This is a genomic window from Roseobacter sp. (assembly GCF_045106495.1).
Classification (GTDB): domain Bacteria; phylum Pseudomonadota; class Alphaproteobacteria; order Rhodobacterales; family Rhodobacteraceae; genus Roseobacter.
Genome location: NZ_JBGCEQ010000063.1, coordinates 1 through 18217, shown reverse-complemented (window position 1 = coordinate 18217; position 18217 = coordinate 1). Strand labels below are relative to the sequence as shown.

The window sequence follows — 18217 nt, the reverse complement described above, 5'->3', positions numbered from 1 at the left end:
AGCAAATCTGCGACTTCGGCATGCTGCAACGCAACCTTGTCCAAAGCAGCATTGGCCATACGGGTATACGGCATTGATTGCGGGTCAATTTGGTCTTTCTGGGCCTCCCACTCAGCAGCAATTGCGTCGGCATAGCCACGGGTTGGCACGCACAAAGAGCGTTTCGCGGGCGTTTTGACGCGCCTTGTGTCCAGTGCGATCTCAAATCCTGCCTGTGATGGCAGTACCTCAACTGTTTCCCAAAATCGCTTTGCCTTCCATTCGCTCACAGTCCGGTCTCCCAAACGGCATCCAGGGTGGCATCCAATGCCGGGAAATCAGACACAATGGTGCGTGCGGCCACCAAGGCCGTTGAGGGATGGTACCCCCAGTCAACACCAAGACCGACCACACCGGCCGCAGACGCCATTTCCATGTCAAAACTGGTATCGCCAATCATGACAGTCTGTGAAGCCTCGACGCCCGTTTCACGCATGGCTTCATGGATCATCGAAGGGTGCGGCTTTGAAGGATGAAAATCGGCAACCTGCTGTGTCACAAAAACACCTTCAAGCCCGTGCGCTTCAACCAGTTTGTCTAGCCCGCGTTTCGATTTCCCAGTTGCGACGCCCAAAAGCACTTCTGGCCGGGCATTCAATCGCGCCAATGCCTCTCGTGCGCCGGGGTACAGCGGCGAAGATTCCGCTGCACCTGTTTGCGCTCGCAAATACATATACGCGTCTTTGTAGGCTTGAACCATGGTCGGGTGGTCACCCTCCGGAGCCAACCGCGCCATTGCCACGTCGAGCGACAAACCCACAATCCCCAGAACCTCATCGCGCGGTGGCAATGACAGCCCCACCGCATCGAAAGCCCGGCGCATCGCCGCTAGAATGTCGCCCTGGCTGTCCACAAGCGTCCCATCAACGTCAAAGATGACCAAACGTAAGCCTGCGTTCATTCCAGCGCCTCAAAGGGGTCCTCAGCTGCCAGATCTTCCGTCCATCCAAAGGTATCCCAGCTTTGTGCCATATGGTCCGGCATGGGCGCCGTTACTGTGATCATCTTGCGCGTCTCCGGGTGCTCGAACCGTATCATCCGTGCATGCAAATGTAGCTTTTTGGAGATGATCCCGCCCAGTTGTGCGCCCCAGCCGTCACCCATGTTCTCCTGACCCGACCCGCCATATTTTCCGTCACCAATTATCGGATGACCGATCTCGGCCATGTGCGCGCGTAGCTGGTGGGTGCGTCCTGTTACCGGTTCCATTGACACCCAGGCCGCGCGCGATGCGACGCGGTAAAGCGTTGCATAGAGCGTATGCGCTCTTTTGGCACCATAGGTGGCCTCGATATCACGTGGATGGACGGCCAGCATCTTTTCGCCCTCACCACCACCACCACGCCCAGGCGCTTTGACCAGGCCATACTTGATCTCGCCCAAGTAGGGCGACGGTACGCCAGCCACCAACGCCCAGTAGATTTTGCGTGTTTCGCGATGTCGCATCGCTGCCGTCAGGGCTTTGGCGGCCAAGCGCGTCCTCGCGAGCAACAGGACGCCTGAGGTATCCTTGTCAAGGCGGTGCACAAGCTTGGGCTTGTCCTCCAGACCGAATTTTAAACCTTCGGCCATGCCGTCCACGTGGCGGGTCTGCTTGGATCCCCCTTGCGTCGGCAAGCCCGGCGGTTTGTTGAGGGCTATCACATGATCGTCCCGATAGATGACGCACGACAGGATCAGTTTTGCATCCGCGTCAGACAATTTCGTATGGGTCCTTGGTGCAGGGGCGGCTTCTGTGGGGAGCGGCGGTACCCGCACCTGCTGGCCAGCTTCCAGTCGGGTGGAACCTTTGACGCGGCCACCATCCACGCGTATCTCGCCTTTGCGGCACATCTTTTCGATACGGCCTTGGCTGATCTGAGGAAATTGCCCCCGGAACCAGCGGTCCAACCGTTGATCGCCGTCATCCTGCTTTACGGTAAGGGTCTGTACACGGCTCACGTTAAGACACCCCGCGTGACCCAAAGCCCCAACATCAGGCCTGCGATCGACAAGCCCACCGACAATGCAACATAAAGCCCCGCCATTCCGATATTGCCCCTCTCGATTAAGGTCACCGTTTCCAACGAAAATGCGGAGAACGTGGTGAAACCGCCCAACAGCCCTGTCATTACAAAGGGGCTGAGATGGGTCAAACCCCGGTGCGCCGCCAGCACCACAAACGCCCCCATCAGAAAAGACCCTATCACATTGGCAGCGAGGATCGCGATGGGCAATTCCGTAGGCCCTGCCCAACGCATCACGGACACGCCCCAGAGAAAGCGCAACGACGCGCCAATAGAACCACCAATGGCCACCATGATCAGAGTTTTCATCATGCGCGGTCTGTCACGCACGCCTGCACGATTGTCAAGTTTTGCGAGGAAAAGGTGATCGGCAAACCACTCTCTGGCCCGGGTTCTAACATCCAAAACGAAGGGTCGAAACCAAACCCCGTCGCTCAGCCAGTGTTTGGTTACATGACTTCGCACCTGATCCGTGCGAAATAGAGCTGCTGTCGCTATCCCAATTCCCAAATCTCCGTCGGTCCGCTAAAAGACCAATTATGACTGATCTTTTCGGCGACCTCCCTACCATTTCGCAGTCTCCAGAGGCGCAAGCTTGCGACAGGCCCTTGGCAGACCGAATGCGGCCCACCCGTCTGAGTGAAGTCATCGGCCAAGATCATCTTTTGGCCGCCGAGGCCCCTCTGGGTGCGATGCTGGCCGCAAACAGCTTGTCTTCGCTGGTGTTTTGGGGCCCGCCCGGTGTGGGTAAAACCACCATCGCCTGGCTATTGGCAGATGCATCTGACCGTGCGTTTGTGCAAATCAGCGCGATTTTTTCCGGCGTGTCCGAGCTGCGCAAAGTCTTTGAAGCGGCCAAGACCCGGCAGCGGATCGGACAAGGCACCTTGCTGTTTGTCGACGAGATACATCGATTCAACAAAGCCCAGCAGGATGGTTTCCTGCCCCATATGGAAGATGGAACCATCGTTTTGGTCGGTGCCACCACGGAAAACCCCTCCTTTGAATTGAACTCAGCCCTTCTGTCGCGCGCGCAAGTGCTCGTACTGCGCAGGCTGGAGACACCGGCGCTGGAAGAACTCATGACGCGCGCGGAACAGTTGTTGGGCCTCATACTTCCGCTTGCCAATGATGCGCGCGCTGCATTGCTGAACATGGCCGACGGTGATGGCCGCGCCCTGTTGAACCTGATTGAGCAGGCCGCGACGATGAAAACTGACGCGCCGCTTGACGCAAAAGAGCTCTCGGTACGTTTACAACGCCGCGCTGCCCAATATGACAAATCCGGAGACGGTCATTACAACCTTATCTCCGCCCTGCACAAATCCGTACGCGGGTCTGACCCGGATGCGGCGCTCTATTGGCTGGCGCGCATGCTTACAGCTGGCGAAGACCCAAGATTTCTGGCGCGCCGGATCACCCGTATGGCTGTAGAAGACATCGGCTTGGCGGATCCTCAGGCAAACCGGCTCTGTCTGGATGCCTGGGCGACCTATGAGAGGCTCGGCTCCCCGGAAGGTGAATTGGCACTCGCACAGGCGGTTCTTTATCTGGCGCTGGCACCAAAATCGAATGCAACTTATGTCGCTTACAAACAGGCAATGAAGCTGGCAAAACAAACAGGATCGAAAGCGCCCCCGAAACACATCCTGAATGCACCAACCGACCTGATGAAAGAGCAAGGTTATGGCAGCGGTTATGCCTACGATCATGATGCAGATGACGGTTTTTCCGGTCAGCACTATTTTCCGGATGACATGGAGCGCGTTTCTTTTTACGCCCCACCGGAACGCGGCTATGAACGCGAAATGAGCAAGCGCCTGTCCTATTTTGAAAAACTGCGCGATAAACGACAACAAGATTGACCGCCTGTTTTGCGTTAGTGAAACCCCTTCGAACTGGGCGCCAACGTCAAAGCCACGGCAGCATGATACATAACCTGCATTGGTGTCGCGAATAACCCGAGAGCCGCATTGCCAAATGATCTGGAAAGGTGCTGTCTCGCGATAGTGGGTGGTTTGATTTTGACAACCGTACCATCATACTGAATACGCGAAACACAGAGGGACCCCCCATGCCAGCAAAGTACTACTACCCCACCGGTGGGCATCCCGGCCAAGATCAACTACTGACTGATCGCGCGGTTTTTACGCAGGCATATGCTGTTCTGCCAAAAGGCACCATGCGAGATATCGTGACAAGCGTTTTGCCCTTTTGGAAAGACACCCGGTTGTGGGTGCTTTCCCGCCCGCTCAGTGGGTTTGCAGAGACATTTTCACAATACATCATGGAAATCACTCCAGGTGGCGGGTCGGATAATCCCGAAACCGACCCGACCGCACAGGCGGTGCTATTTGTAGTCGACGGTACTGCCACGCTGACAGTACATGACGCGACGCATGAACTGGCGCCTGGTGGATACGCCTATATTCCGGCCAATACACCTTGGACACTGCAAAACGACACCAGTGAAATGCTGCGGTTCCACTGGATTCGAAAGGCTTATGAGACGGTTCCCGGTCTACCGCATCCAGATGTCATTATCACGAATGAAAATGACATCGCCCCCAAGGTCATGCCGGATACGGACGGAAAATGGGCGACGACGCGTTTCGTTGATCCTAATGACCTGCGACATGACATGCATGTGACCATTGTAACTTTCGAGCCCGGTGCCGTGATCCCGTTTCTGGAGACCCATGTCATGGAACACGGGCTCTATGTGCTTCAAGGCAAGGCCGTTTACCGGCTGAACAACGATTGGGTCGAGGTCGAAGCAGGCGACTACATGTGGTTGCGCGCCTTTTGCCCGCAAGCCTGTTACGCAGGCGGGCCAGGAAAGTTTCGATACCTGCTCTTTAAAGACGTTAACCGCCACATGCCTTTGGGAAAGACGCAATTGTAAATCCCAAATGCCATAGTTCAGGTTGCTACTTTCAACGCTCAAGACAGACTAGGTTCGTTATTGAAAACGGGTCTGCAATAAAACCACCTTGGGTTTTACAACCGCGTATCTAGAGGCGTCCTATTTGGTCGAAATATTGCCCCGATCTGCAGACCGGGGCAAAGACGCTGGATCGCTCAAGGGTTGGAACCCATTACTTTTTGGGAAAAGATCCTGAACCGTGCCCTTTCAGACCACCCGAAACTTCTTCGGTTGCCTCGTCTGAAAGCTCCTCAGGCAGAACCAGATTCAAGACGATGGCGATGGTGGCTGCGGGGAGCAGACCACTGGTCATCAGAATGCGCAGTGTGTCCGGCAAATATTGCACCGCCTTCGGATCCAATTTTAGGCCCAATCCGATCGACAGTGCGATCGCAAAAATCACCATGTTTCGACGGTTCCAGTCCACATCCGACAGCATGGAAATGCCCGCCGCGACAACCATTCCGAACATTACTATGACCCCGCCGCCCAAAACTTCGATTGGGATCGTGCGGATAACCGCGCCGACTTTTGGGACCAACCCGCACAATATCAAGAACAGGGCGCCGATTGTCACCACATGGCGGCTCATCACGCCAGTCATGGCAATAAGACCCACGTTCTGGCTAAAGGAGGTATTCGGAAAGCCACCGAACATGCCGGCCAAAGCCGTGCCCACGCCATCCGCATAGGTTGCGCCCTGAATTTCGGCATCCGTCGCCTCGCGCCCGGCACCCCCCTTGGTGATGCCAGAGACATCGCCCACGGTCTCGACCGCAGAAACAAATGCCATGAGGCAAAACCCGACAATCGCTGCAAAACCGAATTCGAAACCGTATTTGAACGGCACAGGGAACTGCAGGGCCGCGGCACGGTCCCAACTTGTCGAGACGCTTTCCAGCGTAACCATCCCCATGAGCATCGCGTAAAAATACCCAATGAAGATGCCAATCACTACAGCCGAAACTGCCAGCATACCACGCGCAAAAAACTTCAGGGCAAGCGTTACAAAGATAACGACCAAGGCCGCAGACCAATTGAGCAACGATCCGTATTCAGGCGCATCAATCGCGGGCACACCCCCTGCCGCGTATTGGATGCCAACCTTAACCAACGCCAGGCCAATCATCGTGACAACCAAGCCCGTGACTAGGGGCGGCAGCGCAAATCGTATTTTGCCAATTACGGTTCCCAAAAGCGCGTGAAACAAGCCGCCGACGACCACACCGCCGAAAAGCGCAGGCAAGGCTTCAACACCTTTGCCAGCAACCAGCGGGATCATGATGGGAATAAAGGCAAAGCTGGTCCCTTGCACAATTGGCAATCGAGCCCCAACTGGGCCGAGGCCGATGCTTTGAAACAAAGTGGCAATGCCGGCAAACAGCATCGACATCTGGATCAGATAGGTCATGTCCGGGAACCCCTGAGCGCCCGCATCTGACCCGAACCCGAAACCTGCTGCACCGGAAATGATGATTGCAGGCGTCACGTTAGAGACAAACATGGCCAGCACATGCTGAATGCCAAGTGGCACCGCGCGGTGAAGCGCCGGGGTATAATTCGGGTCGCGCAGCTGCTCCGGTGTTCCTATGGATGTATCGGCCATGATTTTTCCTATGCCTTTCTGTCCGGCTTTTGTGCCAGGTTATTTTTTGTCGTTCTCAATCGTGAAAGGTGTGGTGAACCAATGCTCTTCGAGGTTCGGACCCGCACCAATTCGGTCCACAACAGCAAATAGTCCGGGTGCGTGAAGAGGCGTCAAGACTCCATGCCATGTCCCGCGTCGATAGTTCACGCCCTGCCCGGGAACTGTGCAAAAAACACGTGGTAGGCCAGGTTGACCGACCTCATCCTTGGCGACGATGACTAGGAACGGATCGAAGCTCATCGGCAAAAATGCCTGGCTACCGTCGGGATGACGCTCCATCATATCGAGTAGGATGGGAAATGATCGCGACTGCGCCTGAAAGATACTGATGCCCGCGCGCCCGGACGAAAAATCCAACTTTGCGCGGTCATGATAACGCCCACACAGACCGGCATTGATCATCTTGTCCGGGTTACCTGAAACATCCAGAACATCGCCAAAAGGCGCAAAAGCATCATCGGTGAGCGGTTCTGGATACAAAATCTGTGTCATGGTGAAAGCCACTTTGCAGCTTTCCATACCATGGTCCAGACGCCAGGTTGGCCTTTGTGATCAAAGTCAGTCAACTGGCGCGGCACCATCACACCATCTGAAAACAGATCCACTTTGCCAAGCCGATGCAATCCTCGGGCGATGATTTTCAGGAATCTTTCCCACATTCACAAGCACCTGTCGTAGCGGCGTGGATACTGGAGAACTTATACCTTACTTTGCGGGTGAACGTGGAATTCCTTTCCGGTCTTTCCCTTCATAAAGCAAAAGTAATAGAAGCTTTTTTTCAAGAAAAACGAAAAAGAGTCTTTCGTTCGGTCTAGTTTGCAGACCGACCCTCGCTGGGGCTATACACAGAAAGAAACTCAAGGGGGCGCAATGTCCGGTTATCTGACCACCCATGTCCTCGACACCGCACGCGGTTGTCCGGCAGACGATTTGAAAATAGAGCTGTACCGGCTTGAAGGTGCAATGCGGCAGCATCTCAAGACCGTAACCACCAATGGTGATGGACGCACGGACGCACAAATTCTTCCTGTCGCAGAGTTTCAAACCGGAGAATACGAGCTCGTTTTCCACGCCGGAGCTTATTTCGACGCAAAAGGAACGCCGCCAGAAGAGCCGCGGTTTCTTGATGTAATTCCTCTGCGTTTCGGCATGTCAGAAGAAACGCACTACCACGTGCCGCTTTTGTTGTCGCCGTTTGGTTACGCAACTTATCGCGGCAGTTAGGTCTTTACCGACGTATCGCGCACAGCTTTGCTAATGCGGTCTATCACAAACTCCATAAAAAGACGCGTTTTGGGGTCTTGGCCTTTCCGATGGGTGTAAAGACACGCCATCTGAATAGGTTCCGGCGGCGTTTTGGTTGCAACGGCCACCAACCTGCCGGTTTTCAAATGCTCCGCAATTTCAAATATCGGTTTCATTACAATGCCATTTCCTGTCAGCGCCCAATCGGTCAGGACATCGCCATCATCCGACTCATAACGACCTTTGACACTGAACTTCTTGGGTCCGGATTTCGTGATCAGGCGCCATTGAAATTCGGTCGCGCCGGGAAATCGCAAACTCAGACATTCGTGTCGTCCGGAAATCAGATCATCGCCCGAAACAGGCGCTCCGCGGGCAGCAATGTAGGCGGGCGACGCACATAAGACGCGCGGCACATCGGCAATTTTACGAATCCTCAAAGTGCTGTCTTCGGGTTGACCAAGAAAAAATGACAAATCAAGACCTTCAGTTGTCAGATCAACCTTGCGATCGGATAGCCTTAGCCGGACATTGATCTCCGGATATTGTTCCAGAAACCCCGGTACCAAGGGGGCAATCAACCGGCGTCCCAACCCAAGCGGTGCAGCAACGTAAAGCGACCCTTTGGGGTTCTCCGTCATATTAACCACCTGCGCTTCAGCGCTTTCAACGGAGTCCAATATCTTGCAGGCCCCGACATAAAAGGCCTTACCCTGTTCCGTCGGTGTCAGGCTACGCGTCGTGCGTTGGAAGAGACGAACACTCAAGTGGTCCTCGAGTTGCGAGATTCGCGAGGACGTCACAGCGGGAGAAATGCGCAGATCACGGCCCGCAGCAGACATGCCTCCTAATTCATAAACGCGCACGAAAGTCCGAATATTGTTCAGATAGGACATTTTTCCGCTTTTTTTGATACTGTTTGGTATTTCATGACAATACCAGAAGAAAGCCCCGTGTCATACTATGACCTGAACCCGAATCTATAGGAGCGCAGCATGTATGATTTGGCCATCATGTGGGACTGGATCGGCTTTGCAGTCCGTTGGTTGCATGTCATCACCGCAATGGCGTGGATCGGGGCCTCGTTCTATTTTATCGCTTTGGATCTGGGGCTCAAAAAAGCGCAAAATATGCCCGAAGGATGCCATGGAGAAGAATGGCAGGTACATGGCGGCGGGTTTTATCACATCCAAAAATACCTGGTGGCCCCGGAAAACATGCCTGAACACCTGATCTGGCACAAATGGCAAAGCTACATCACCTGGGTTTCTGGCGCCGCCCTGCTCATGATCGTTTATTGGATTGGCGGTGAACTATACTTGTTGGATCCGACAAAAGCGGCGCTCTCGCTTTGGCAGGGTGTTTTGATCTCAGGCGTGTCCCTCACCCTTGGCTGGATTTGCTACGATCTTATGTGCCGGTCGAGGTTGGGCGAGACCCCAACCCTTCTGATGCTGCTCTTGTTCGCAATCCTGGTGATAATGTCGTGGGGTTATGACCAGATCTTCACCGGGCGGGCAGCACTGCTGCATCTGGGCGCATTCACCGCAACGATCATGACCGCAAATGTATTTTTCATCATTATGCCGAACCAGCGGATCGTAGTGGCGGATCTCAAAGCCGGGCGCACACCGGATGCAAAATACGGCAAGATCGCTAAACTGCGTTCAACCCATAACAACTATCTGACCCTGCCGGTGATCTTTCTGATGCTGAGCAACCACTACCCGCTGGCTTTTGGCACAGAGTACAGCTGGATCATCGCAAGCCTTATCTTTTTGACGGGGGTCACGATCCGGCATTATTTCAATACTATGCATGCGACAGGGGTTGGGCCACATTGGACATGGGCCGTCACGGTGCTTCTCTTTATCCTGATCGTATGGTTGTCGACCTTCAATGACTCCAACACCTACGAGGTCGCCGAAGCTCGCGAATTGACGCAATATGAGGCGCAATTCGCGCAGGCCGAAGGCTTTGATGCAGCCTACGACGCGGTCATTGGCAATTGTTCGATGTGCCATGCGCGTGAGCCTGTTTGGGAAGGTATGCTCTGGCCGCCCAAAGGCGTTGTATTGGAAACGCACAGCGATGTCGCACGCCATGCCGAGCAAATTTTCCTGCAGGCTGGTCTCAGCCGCGCAATGCCGCCACCAAATGCCATAGACATGGATCCAGAGGCGCGCAAAACGATCGTGGCATGGGTGCGGGCTGCCAAAGCGCAGTAGAAACGCTTTGTTTGCCTTGTCAGGCGCTGGTCCAAGTCGTTTAGATCGGACTTTCTGCCTTTCGTCCAACGGGAATAGTATCATCGCGACCGCGGTCAAACTTGGTTGTCCGGTTGAAAACCATGGCTCAATGTACTCACATTTTTGAATGGTACTCCACTGTCAGCCTGATCGCGTGGAGGCACAAAAAAAGCCCTTGTTCCAATCGGAGCAAGGGCTTTGCAACTTTCAGTCCGGCGCAACCTTATCCTTCGGCAGCTTCTTCCTCTGCCAAACGCGCCTTGTCGCTTGCACCTTTTGCGTCGCGATCACGATCGACAAACTCGATGATCGCCATAGGTGCCATGTCGCCATACCGGAAACCGGCCTTTAAGACGCGAACGTAGCCGCCCTGGCGGTCTTTGTAACGCGGCCCCAGTACGTCAAACAGCTTGGTGACGTATTGATCCTGCTTCAGCTTGGATGCGGCCTGACGGCGGGCGTGCAGGTCGCCGCGTTTCGCCAGCGTGATCATTTTCTCAATAATCGGGCGCAGTTCTTTTGCTTTGGGCAAGGTCGTCTTGATCTGCTCATGTTCGATGAGCGAACCTGCCATATTCGCCCACAGCGCTTTGCGGTGCTCATGTGTACGGTTTAGGCGGCGGTATCCACGTGCGTGACGCATTGTAATTCTCCTAAATGTGCCCTCTACAGGCTATTTTGCTTTGTCTGACCGGGTGATGCGTGTCACCCGGTTCTCCTTGGGGCTCGAAAGCCCAGATCGTCCCCGCTACTGCGGGCATTGGCGAAGACTCCTTAAAAGGAATCTTCGAATTTTTTGGCCAGATCTTCAATGTTGTCTGGCGGCCAATCTTCCACGTCCATTCCGAGATGCAGACCCATGCCAGACAGCACTTCCTTGATCTCGTTCAGCGACTTACGCCCAAAGTTCGGCGTGCGCAGCATTTCTGCTTCGGTTTTCTGGATAAGATCACCGATATATACAATATTGTCATTTTTCAAGCAGTTAGCCGATCGTACGGAAAGCTCCAGCTCGTCCACTTTCTTCAACAGAAGCGGATTGAATTCTAGACCATCGTCCTCATCCGCGCGGGACGCAGATTCAGGTTCGTCGAAATTCACGAAGATGCCCAGTTGATCCTGAAGAATACGTGCAGCAAACGCCACCGCATCGTCAGGTGTCAGCGACCCATCGGTTTCGACCTTCATTGTCAGCTTGTCATAGTCCAGAACCTGACCCTCACGCGTCGGCTGCACGTCATAGCTGACTTTTTTGACAGGCGAATAGATCGCGTCGATTGGGATAAGACCGATGGGTGCGTCTTCGGGCTTGTTCTTCTCAGAAGACACATAGCCTTTGCCCTGATTGACGGTCAGTTCCATATAGAGATCGGCACCGTCATCCAGGTGGCAGATCACATGTTCACGGTTCAGCACCTCGATACCGGCCGATTCCGAAATGTCGCCCGCTGTCACGACACCAGGCCCTTTTGCGGAAATCGAAAGACGCTTTGGGCCTTCGACTTCCATGCGCAAGGAGACACCTTTAAGGTTGAGAATGATGTCCGTGACGTCCTCACGCACACCAGCAACGCTGGAGAATTCGTGCAGCACGTTGTCGATTTGAACAGATGTGATCGCCGCACCTTGCAACGAAGACATCAGCACACGCCGCAGCGCGTTGCCCATCGTCAGACCGAAACCACGCTCCAACGGTTCCGCAGTCACAACCGCTTGCCGCGCCGGGTCGTTGCCTGGCTTAACGTCAAGTTGCTGTGGCTTAATCAATTCAGCCCAATTTTTGTGGATCATGCGTCCCTCCATTCTTGTCTACGCCCCATGTCCGAAAGGTGCAGACGCTCGAGGTTTTAAAAAAGCGAAATGGGGCCGCGCGATATCACACGGTCCCAAAATTTCTAACACAACTTAAACGCGACGACGTTTGGGCGGGCGGCAGCCGTTGTGCGCCATTGGCGTTACGTCGCGAATCGATGTGATGTTGAAGCCCGCAGCGGCCAATGCCCGCAATGCGCTCTCACGGCCAGACCCGGGGCCTTGCACTTCAACTTCGAGCGTTTTCACGCCGTGTTCCTGTGCTTTTCGGCCCGCATCCTCAGCAGCCATCTGGGCCGCGTAGGGTGTGGATTTCCGCGAGCCCTTGAAACCCATTGTGCCCGCAGACGACCAGGCGATCGCATTGCCCTGCACATCGGAGATCAGGATTTTGGTGTTGTTGAAGGAGCTGTTTACATGCGCCACACCCGCGGCGATGTTTTTGCTGGCCTTTTTCTTAACGCGTACTTTTTCACGTGCCATTGATCAGCCCCTATTTCTTCTTACCGGCAATGGCCTTTGCAGGGCCTTTGCGCGTGCGAGCGTTGGTATGGGTGCGTTGGCCGCGAACCGGCAGATTACGACGGTGGCGCAAGCCACGGTAGCAACCTAGGTCCATCAGGCGTTTGATGTTCATCTGCGTGTCACGACGCAAGTCACCTTCGACGGTGAAATTTGCATCGATATGCTCGCGAACGGCCAAGACTTCGGCGTCAGACAGTTCATTGATACGGCGGGACGAATCGATACCCACAGCTTCGCAAATTGCTTTTGCAGAAGCGTTGCCGATACCGGTGATATATGTGAGGGCGATTGGAACCCGTTTCGCAGTCGGGATGTTTACGCCGGCAATACGTGCCACGTGTGTATTTCCTTTTCGTTGCGGGTCCGTAGTTCCAGACCCTTTTTTCACAACGTAAGCCCGATGCGGATTAAGGCGTCGGGCGTCGGCTGATCAGGTGATCTCGCGCTGCAGGCGCGCCCTGCTTTGCGATTCGATTCGTGTTAACGATAGCGCGTCGTATGAGGTTTTTGCCCAAGCGTCAACCGGTGGATTTCGATCTTGGCCGATACAAAAAATTTTGCCCTTCGTCGCTTGGTCACTTGCAACTGACCCAACCTGGAATGGATTCGCATGTAGCCCGTTTCTCCCAGAACGAAACGCCCATTCTGCCGGACTGATCCCGCTCCACGTTTGCGTGCGATGAACACAATCAGATGGAGGTGCAGCAAACGTATGGCCGACAGTATAAGCATAACCTGAAAGCGTCAGGTCAACGACTGCGCGGCCTATGACACCGAAAACCTTCGATGATCAAACCGCTGCCAAATGCTCGACGCTGTCTAGTGCTTCGCCGATCTCGCTCTGTACGGCATCAATCGCACCCAATCCATTCACACGCGACAGCATCTTTTTGGCGTAATAGTAGCCAATCAATGGAGAGGTCTGTTTGTAGTATTCCATCAGGCGTGTCTTCAAGCTTTCCTCATTGTCATCCGCGCGGCGTTTGAACTCTGTGGCACCGCAATTGGAACACTTTCCATCCGCTGGAATTGGCTTGGTGTTGTCATTGTAAACCTCGCCGCACATCGCACATGTCGATCGTGCTACAATCCGTGCAACCAGCGCAGCGTCATCGACGCGCATTTCGATCACCGCATCAAGAGTCTGATTTTCGGCTGTCAACAAGTCACCCAAGGCGTCTGCTTGTGCCAGTGTCCGCGGAAAACCGTCAAAAATGAAGCCGTTGGCTTTGACCGTCTCAAGCTTTTCCTTGATCAGCCCGATCACAATCTCATCTGTCACCAAAGCACCGCGCGCCATGACATCTGCCACGACCTTGCCCATTTCCGTTCCGGAGTCTTTGGCTTCACGCAACATATCGCCAGTGCTGAGTTGCACCATACCGCGTGTTTCAACCAGGTGACGTGCTTGCGTCCCCTTACCGGCCCCCGGAGGCCCCAGCAGAATAATGTTCATCGGCGGACAGGGCTCCGTTTCTTGCGTGATTTACCAGCCGATTTGCCGCGCAATTGCGATTTCTCGAGCAGGCCTTCATATTGATGTGCCAAAAGATGGCTTTGCACCTGTTGGATGGTGTCCATCGTAACAGACACAACGATCAGAACGGAAGTACCACCAAAGTAGAAGGGGATTGCGAACTGACCGCGCAGAATTTCAGGCAGCAGACATACCGCCGCCAAATAACCCGAGCCCAGTACCAGCACGCGATTTACTACATATTCCAAGTATTCCGCCGTCTTTTTCCCGGGACGAATACCGGGTACAAAGCCGTTCTGGTTCTTAAGGTTGTCAGCCACGTCGTCCGGCTTAAAGCTTACATTGAATGTGTAGAAGTAAGCAAAGAACACGATCATCACGACAAAAAATGTCAGGTACAGCGGCTGGCCGGGGCCAAAATTCGCCAACAACCAGGACATGACCGGGTTTGTCGAATTACCCGAGAACGTGCTTATTGTGACAGGCAACAACAGCAGTGAAGAGGCGAAGATCGCTGGGATCACGCCTGCTGGGTTGACCTTGACCGGAAGGTGGCTGGAACCGCCGTCATAGACTTTCATACCCACCTGGCGACGTGGATATTGTATGTGGATCTTTCGCAGCGCCCGCTCCATGAAAACCACGAACATGATCGTCGCCACCACCATGACCAGCACGCCGATAATGACCGCAGGACTGATTGCCCCGCTGCGTCCGCTGGCAAGGAATTGCGCCATGGCGGCGGGAACCTCGGCGATGATGCCGACAAAGATGATCAGCGAAATGCCATTACCAATGCCGCGAGCGGTGATTTGCTCACCCAGCCACATCAGGAACATTGTACCACCGACCAACGTAATGACGCAGGACGCTCGGAAGAACATGCCTGGATCGGTGACGATATCGCCCGCCTCCAAGCTGACTGCGAGGCCGTATGCCTGCAAGGTTGCCAGGAAAACGGTCCCGAAACGCGTGTATTGGTTGATCTTCTTGCGGCCTTGTTCGCCTTCTTTCTTCAACTGTTCCAGTTTTGGCACCATTGAGGTCAAAAGCTGTACGATGATCGAAGCAGAAATATAGGGCATGATCCCAAGCGCAAAGATACCCATGCGTCCCAGCGCGCCGCCGGTAAACATGGATACCATGCCGCCAATGCCTTGCCCCGCTTGCTCCATGAACTCGCGCAGCGCGACACCATCAATGCCCGGAACGGGTATGAACGTCCCAAGACGGTAAACAATCAGCAGGCCAAGCGTGAAAAGGATGCGGTTACGCAGATCTGTTGCTTTGCCCAGCGCGGACCAGCTGGTGTTTGCGGCCATGTTCTCAACGGCAGATACCATGAAGGGCTCTCTTTCGGTACGGATACGCCGCCCGGGCCGTTTTCCGGCGGGCGGCGTAAGGGAAAACTCGATTGTTTATGTAAGCGGCAAGACTGCCGCCCACAAGCCTAATCCTGAGGCTTAAGCTTCCGTATCAGCCGCGACAGGCGTTGCAACGGTCAGCGAACCGCCCGCTTTTGCAACAGCTTCAACTGCAGATTTCGACGCACCGGTCACTTCGATGGTCAGTTTTCCGGTCACTTCACCCTTTGCCAGCACACGAATACCGTCCAATTTACGACGAATGAGGCCGGACTCGATAAGCACGTCCTCGGTGATTGGCTTTTTCGCGTCGATCTTCTCTGCGTCGATGAATTTCTGGATCAAGCCCAGGTTCACAACTGCGTATGATTTCCGATTTGGCTTGTTGAAGCCACGTTTTGGCAGACGTTGGTAGAGGGGCATCTGCCCGCCTTCATACCCGTTGATCGCCACACCCGAGCGGGATTTCTGACCTTTGATACCTCGGCCACCCATTTTACCGGTGCCGGAACCCGGGCCACGACCCACGCGTTTGCGTTTCTTGGTGGCACCAGCATTGTCAGACAGTTCATTCAGTTTCATTGTCGCTTCTCCTTTGGCCGGATGTACCCCCCAGCGACGGGAGCGGGCAAACGCGGCGTTTCGATTCTATGTCACCTTTTGGGGTGATCGTCGGCGTATAGATGGGCTTGCGGTATGGATCAAGGGGCTATTTGGGTCCACTGGAGATGCAGCGGTCATCGTCGCTTACCAACGACCCAAAAGCGTTTTCAAAGCGCCCTTACTCTGGCGCACTCACATCTTGTCGGTCGAGAATAAGAAAATGCTAACACAGCTCGGTCAACAGTGTTGGCTTGGCCTATGGACGCAATTTTTTTGAATGCGACGCTGGTTTGGTTTCAGCACTTGCTCAATGTCGCTGTAGCGGACGGAGCTTCCATCGCTTATCCGCTGCAAACCAGACTTAAGGCAGCAGAGCACGCAGCTGCTCCAGTCTGGTGCCGACGGAGATCACCAACGCGCCACAGCTCTCCATATTGGAAGGATCAAGTAAACTGGCGGAAATGATGCCTAGAAGTTTTGGTCGCGCTTCGTCGTCCGAATGACCAACAACTGCTGCGCCTGACAGACCCGGCGAAATAGCGCAGTCAAGTGTCGCGACGTTTTCGGAAAGAGGCACGATTACATAATTTTCGCGGGCGGATGGAATGTATGGTCTGTCGTTACCATAACCAACCACAGAAACGCGCTCACCGGATCGCCAGTCTCTTATCGCGAAAGGCTCGGCTTCATCCGAGGAAACCGGCGCATCCAATCGCAGTAGTGCCAAGTCTGACGAAATCCGTCCCAAGTTACTACTAACAGTCGCATTCGGCAGAACCTTGGTCAGGACCGATAACGCTGCGACGCCATGCACTGAGACGCGATAATTCCGTCTTAGCCCCAGTTCCAACTTGACGTCTTTGGCATTTGCAAGTTTCCCCATTGTCGCACGGTACAAGCAATGTGCTGCTGTCACAGCCTCCAGTTCTGATACCAAGACTGCGTTGCACCAACTCGCTCCTGAAACATTAAGCTTTGCAACGCCATACCAGACCTCGGCTTCATTGTCCGGTATCATACGAGGCGGCGTTTGTTGGCCAAATGCCGTAGAAGCGGTGACAGCGATCATGGAGACTATGGAAAAAAGAGTATACCGGACCACGTCACTCACTTGTCTTTTTCTCCTCGTTTTTTTTGAATGACACACCAGCTAATCTAGCGGTTACTGTCGCCCAAGGCTAACCAAGAGTTGGGTTAGTGCAATGACTGCTTCGGGCTCGCAGTTGACACTATTCTGAACGAAAAGACGCCCGACAGTTTCCCGCGAGGCGTTTTCAGCATTTCAAAGCGCACCCGAGGCTCTGAACATGAATTCTACAACCGCTCCACTGCAGAACCTGCCGGCCCGAAGAGACGACCGTGCATGATTTCACCGCCTGTCTTAGATGGCCTCAACCAGGTCAGAGATCGAGTTCGCCATGACACACATCGAAGGTGCATCTCCCGTCACCAAAATCAATGATCGCTCATCTGCTCCGCTTCGACCGCCGCCCTTGCGGATTCCAGATACAACAAACACGACCGTTCTTTGCCATCCGCCAACCTCTGTTGCGCTTTTTCATACTGATGTTCGGCAGTGGTTTTGTCTGCCCCGCTATGCAGCCCTTCGATCAGGGCTTTGATCTCCGGCATCTCTTCTTCACAAGTCTTGGCGTAGGCCGGTGCGGCAGCCAGAATGCACGCCAATGCAGCGGCCAATACAAACGGAACTTTCGGAGCATGTGTCATTTTCTGTCTCCCAAAAAGGTGAACGGTGGCTTCCAGGATAGCATCACGTAGGCGAAGTTCCAGTGCTGCAAAGCCGCGGCCGGCACAAAAAAAGGCGTCCCGCAGTATCCCGCGAGACGCACTATCTTTTTCAACCGAAAAGAACAGTGGGTATTTGCATCCCAAACCACCCTTCCGAACGGTTTTTGGAAGCCGCCAGGGTCGAGCCTGTGCTCAGCTTTTCTCTTCGACGATCTCGACCATGTGCGAAATCGAGTTGATCATCCCGCGCACGGAAGGTGTGTCTTCAAGCTCGCGGGTTTTGTGCATCTTGTTTAGACCCAGGCCAATAAGCGTGGCACGCTGTTTGGCGGGGCGGCGGATCGGTGAACCGATCTGCTTGACGACGATTGTTTTACCCATCTGTCAAATCTCCTTACGCGTCAGCTGCGGCAGGTGCTTCAGCCGCTGGGGCCTCATCACGCTTGGGCAGGATGTCAGCAACCTTCTTGCCACGGCGCTGTGCGACGTTGCGAGGTGATTGCTCTTTGGTCAGGCCATTCATGGTGGCGCGGATCATGTTGTATGGGTTCTGGGACCCGATGGACTTGGACAC

At 54.4% G+C, this 18217-nt stretch carries 22 protein-coding genes and 1 pseudogene; 4 read left to right on the top strand and 19 right to left on the bottom strand.

Translation table 11 applies throughout. The features are described from left to right. From AB8B75_RS22295 to crcB, 4 genes are all read right to left on the bottom strand, one after another. On the bottom strand, positions 1-269 hold a 269-nt coding region (locus tag AB8B75_RS22295; RefSeq protein ID WP_405365450.1), incomplete at its 3' end, for an ATP12 family protein. Then, a complete protein-coding gene (locus AB8B75_RS22290; RefSeq protein ID WP_405365449.1) occupies positions 266-940 on the bottom strand; it encodes an HAD-IA family hydrolase in 675 nt (224 codons plus the stop codon). The genes AB8B75_RS22295 and AB8B75_RS22290, both read right to left, overlap by 4 nt. After that, the gene (locus AB8B75_RS22285; RefSeq protein ID WP_405365447.1) at positions 937-1980 is read right to left on the bottom strand and encodes an RluA family pseudouridine synthase; all 1044 of its coding nucleotides are present in this window, start codon (positions 1978-1980) and stop codon (positions 937-939) included. Before AB8B75_RS22285 ends, AB8B75_RS22290 begins: the two co-directional genes overlap by 4 nt. Next, positions 1977-2357 carry a fluoride efflux transporter CrcB gene (gene crcB / locus AB8B75_RS22280; protein ID WP_405365445.1) on the bottom strand — a complete coding sequence of 127 codons (381 nt, stop codon included), beginning with the start codon at positions 2355-2357 and terminating at the stop codon, positions 1977-1979. Before crcB ends, AB8B75_RS22285 begins: the two co-directional genes overlap by 4 nt. Before the next feature lie 227 nt (positions 2358-2584). Between crcB and AB8B75_RS22275 the strand changes: the two genes are divergently transcribed. Together AB8B75_RS22275 and AB8B75_RS22270 are read left to right on the top strand one after the other, a co-directional pair. After that, positions 2585-3910 (top strand): replication-associated recombination protein A, encoded by a 1326-nt coding sequence (locus tag AB8B75_RS22275; protein ID WP_405365443.1) that lies wholly within the window; start codon positions 2585-2587, stop codon positions 3908-3910. A 209-nt stretch (positions 3911-4119) separates the two neighbouring features. Continuing rightward, positions 4120-4950, top strand: a complete 831-nt coding sequence (locus AB8B75_RS22270) for a bifunctional allantoicase/(S)-ureidoglycine aminohydrolase (protein ID WP_405365442.1) — start codon at positions 4120-4122, stop codon at positions 4948-4950. Positions 4951-5143: 193 nt separating this feature from the next. On the opposite strand, the gene AB8B75_RS22265 is transcribed toward AB8B75_RS22270, so the two are convergent. Genes AB8B75_RS22265 through AB8B75_RS22255 form a run of 3 tightly spaced genes read right to left on the bottom strand, consistent with a single transcriptional unit; the run spans position 5144 to position 7278 of the window. Continuing rightward, the gene (locus AB8B75_RS22265; RefSeq protein ID WP_405365440.1) at positions 5144-6577 is read right to left on the bottom strand and encodes a uracil-xanthine permease family protein; all 1434 of its coding nucleotides are present in this window, start codon (positions 6575-6577) and stop codon (positions 5144-5146) included. Positions 6578-6616: 39 nt separating this feature from the next. Then, complete coding sequence (locus AB8B75_RS22260; RefSeq protein WP_405365438.1) at positions 6617-7111, bottom strand: ureidoglycolate lyase; 495 nt, start codon at positions 7109-7111, stop codon at positions 6617-6619. After that, a complete protein-coding gene (locus AB8B75_RS22255) occupies positions 7108-7278 on the bottom strand; it encodes a hypothetical protein (RefSeq protein WP_405365437.1) in 171 nt (56 codons plus the stop codon). Before AB8B75_RS22255 ends, AB8B75_RS22260 begins: the two co-directional genes overlap by 4 nt. A gap of 211 nt (positions 7279-7489) precedes the next feature. Here AB8B75_RS22255 and uraH point away from each other — a divergent pair, with 211 nt between their 5' ends. Next, the gene (gene uraH / locus AB8B75_RS22250) at positions 7490-7843 is read left to right on the top strand and encodes a hydroxyisourate hydrolase (RefSeq protein ID WP_405365435.1); all 354 of its coding nucleotides are present in this window, start codon (positions 7490-7492) and stop codon (positions 7841-7843) included. Here uraH and AB8B75_RS22245 read toward each other — a convergent pair. Then, positions 7840-8760, bottom strand: a complete 921-nt coding sequence (locus AB8B75_RS22245) for a LysR family transcriptional regulator (RefSeq protein ID WP_405365433.1) — start codon at positions 8758-8760, stop codon at positions 7840-7842. The genes uraH and AB8B75_RS22245 overlap by 4 nt on opposite strands. Before the next feature lie 99 nt (positions 8761-8859). Here AB8B75_RS22245 and AB8B75_RS22240 point away from each other — a divergent pair, with 99 nt between their 5' ends. Further along, positions 8860-10092, top strand: coding sequence for a urate hydroxylase PuuD (locus tag AB8B75_RS22240; RefSeq protein ID WP_405365431.1), 1233 nt, complete (start codon positions 8860-8862; stop codon positions 10090-10092). A gap of 244 nt (positions 10093-10336) precedes the next feature. Here the strand turns inward: AB8B75_RS22240 and rplQ are convergent, their stop codons facing one another. From rplQ to AB8B75_RS22185, 11 genes and pseudogenes are all read right to left on the bottom strand, one after another. Further along, entirely contained in the window at positions 10337-10756 is a 420-nt protein-coding gene (gene rplQ / locus AB8B75_RS22235) for a 50S ribosomal protein L17 (protein ID WP_405365429.1), read from the bottom strand. Positions 10757-10887: 131 nt separating this feature from the next. Then, the gene (locus AB8B75_RS22230) at positions 10888-11904 is read right to left on the bottom strand and encodes a DNA-directed RNA polymerase subunit alpha (RefSeq protein WP_405365427.1); all 1017 of its coding nucleotides are present in this window, start codon (positions 11902-11904) and stop codon (positions 10888-10890) included. A 114-nt stretch (positions 11905-12018) separates the two neighbouring features. Next, positions 12019-12408 (bottom strand): 30S ribosomal protein S11, encoded by a 390-nt coding sequence (gene rpsK, locus AB8B75_RS22225; protein ID WP_405365425.1) that lies wholly within the window; start codon positions 12406-12408, stop codon positions 12019-12021. A 10-nt stretch (positions 12409-12418) separates the two neighbouring features. Beyond that, positions 12419-12787, bottom strand: coding sequence for a 30S ribosomal protein S13 (gene rpsM / locus AB8B75_RS22220; RefSeq protein WP_405365423.1), 369 nt, complete (start codon positions 12785-12787; stop codon positions 12419-12421). A 453-nt stretch (positions 12788-13240) separates the two neighbouring features. After that, entirely contained in the window at positions 13241-13906 is a 666-nt protein-coding gene (locus AB8B75_RS22215) for an adenylate kinase (RefSeq protein WP_405365421.1), read from the bottom strand. Beyond that, positions 13903-15270, bottom strand: a complete 1368-nt coding sequence (secY, locus tag AB8B75_RS22210; protein ID WP_405365419.1) for a preprotein translocase subunit SecY — start codon at positions 15268-15270, stop codon at positions 13903-13905. The genes AB8B75_RS22215 and secY overlap by 4 nt, the downstream gene beginning before the upstream one ends. A 120-nt stretch (positions 15271-15390) precedes the next feature. After that, positions 15391-15873: a 50S ribosomal protein L15 gene (rplO, locus tag AB8B75_RS22205; protein ID WP_405365417.1), complete on the bottom strand. Its 483-nt coding sequence runs from the start codon at positions 15871-15873 to the stop codon at positions 15391-15393. 382 nt (positions 15874-16255) lie between these two features. Next, positions 16256-17005 (bottom strand): trypsin-like serine peptidase, encoded by a 750-nt coding sequence (locus AB8B75_RS22200; protein WP_405365415.1) that lies wholly within the window; start codon positions 17003-17005, stop codon positions 16256-16258. 344 nt (positions 17006-17349) lie between these two features. Further along, positions 17350-17622, bottom strand: a complete 273-nt coding sequence (locus AB8B75_RS22195; protein ID WP_405365413.1) for a hypothetical protein — start codon at positions 17620-17622, stop codon at positions 17350-17352. Between the two features lie 213 nt (positions 17623-17835). Next, positions 17836-18024 carry a 50S ribosomal protein L30 gene (gene rpmD, locus AB8B75_RS22190; protein ID WP_405365411.1) on the bottom strand — a complete coding sequence of 63 codons (189 nt, stop codon included), beginning with the start codon at positions 18022-18024 and terminating at the stop codon, positions 17836-17838. Between the two features lie 13 nt (positions 18025-18037). Then, a pseudogene (locus AB8B75_RS22185) lies at positions 18038-18217 on the bottom strand (30S ribosomal protein S5); the annotation flags it as partial.

Coding starts and splice junctions, on each gene's coding strand:
- AB8B75_RS22290 (WP_405365449.1), bottom strand. CDS start 940: ATGAACGCAGGCTTACGTTTGGTCATCTTTGACGTTGATGGGACGCTT.
- crcB (WP_405365445.1), bottom strand. CDS start 2,357: ATGATGAAAACTCTGATCATGGTGGCCATTGGTGGTTCTATTGGCGCG.
- AB8B75_RS22275 (WP_405365443.1), top strand. CDS start 2,585: ATGACTGATCTTTTCGGCGACCTCCCTACCATTTCGCAGTCTCCAGAG.
- AB8B75_RS22270 (WP_405365442.1), top strand. CDS start 4,120: ATGCCAGCAAAGTACTACTACCCCACCGGTGGGCATCCCGGCCAAGAT.
- AB8B75_RS22265 (WP_405365440.1), bottom strand. CDS start 6,577: ATGGCCGATACATCCATAGGAACACCGGAGCAGCTGCGCGACCCGAAT.
- AB8B75_RS22260 (WP_405365438.1), bottom strand. CDS start 7,111: ATGACACAGATTTTGTATCCAGAACCGCTCACCGATGATGCTTTTGCG.
- AB8B75_RS22255 (WP_405365437.1), bottom strand. CDS start 7,278: ATGTGGGAAAGATTCCTGAAAATCATCGCCCGAGGATTGCATCGGCTT.
- uraH (WP_405365435.1), top strand. CDS start 7,490: ATGTCCGGTTATCTGACCACCCATGTCCTCGACACCGCACGCGGTTGT.
- AB8B75_RS22245 (WP_405365433.1), bottom strand. CDS start 8,760: ATGTCCTATCTGAACAATATTCGGACTTTCGTGCGCGTTTATGAATTA.
- AB8B75_RS22240 (WP_405365431.1), top strand. CDS start 8,860: ATGTATGATTTGGCCATCATGTGGGACTGGATCGGCTTTGCAGTCCGT.
- rplQ (WP_405365429.1), bottom strand. CDS start 10,756: ATGCGTCACGCACGTGGATACCGCCGCCTAAACCGTACACATGAGCAC.
- AB8B75_RS22230 (WP_405365427.1), bottom strand. CDS start 11,904: ATGATCCACAAAAATTGGGCTGAATTGATTAAGCCACAGCAACTTGAC.
- rpsK (WP_405365425.1), bottom strand. CDS start 12,408: ATGGCACGTGAAAAAGTACGCGTTAAGAAAAAGGCCAGCAAAAACATC.
- AB8B75_RS22215 (WP_405365421.1), bottom strand. CDS start 13,906: ATGAACATTATTCTGCTGGGGCCTCCGGGGGCCGGTAAGGGGACGCAA.
- secY (WP_405365419.1), bottom strand. CDS start 15,270: ATGGTATCTGCCGTTGAGAACATGGCCGCAAACACCAGCTGGTCCGCG.
- rplO (WP_405365417.1), bottom strand. CDS start 15,873: ATGAAACTGAATGAACTGTCTGACAATGCTGGTGCCACCAAGAAACGC.
- AB8B75_RS22195 (WP_405365413.1), bottom strand. CDS start 17,622: ATGACACATGCTCCGAAAGTTCCGTTTGTATTGGCCGCTGCATTGGCG.
- rpmD (WP_405365411.1), bottom strand. CDS start 18,024: ATGGGTAAAACAATCGTCGTCAAGCAGATCGGTTCACCGATCCGCCGC.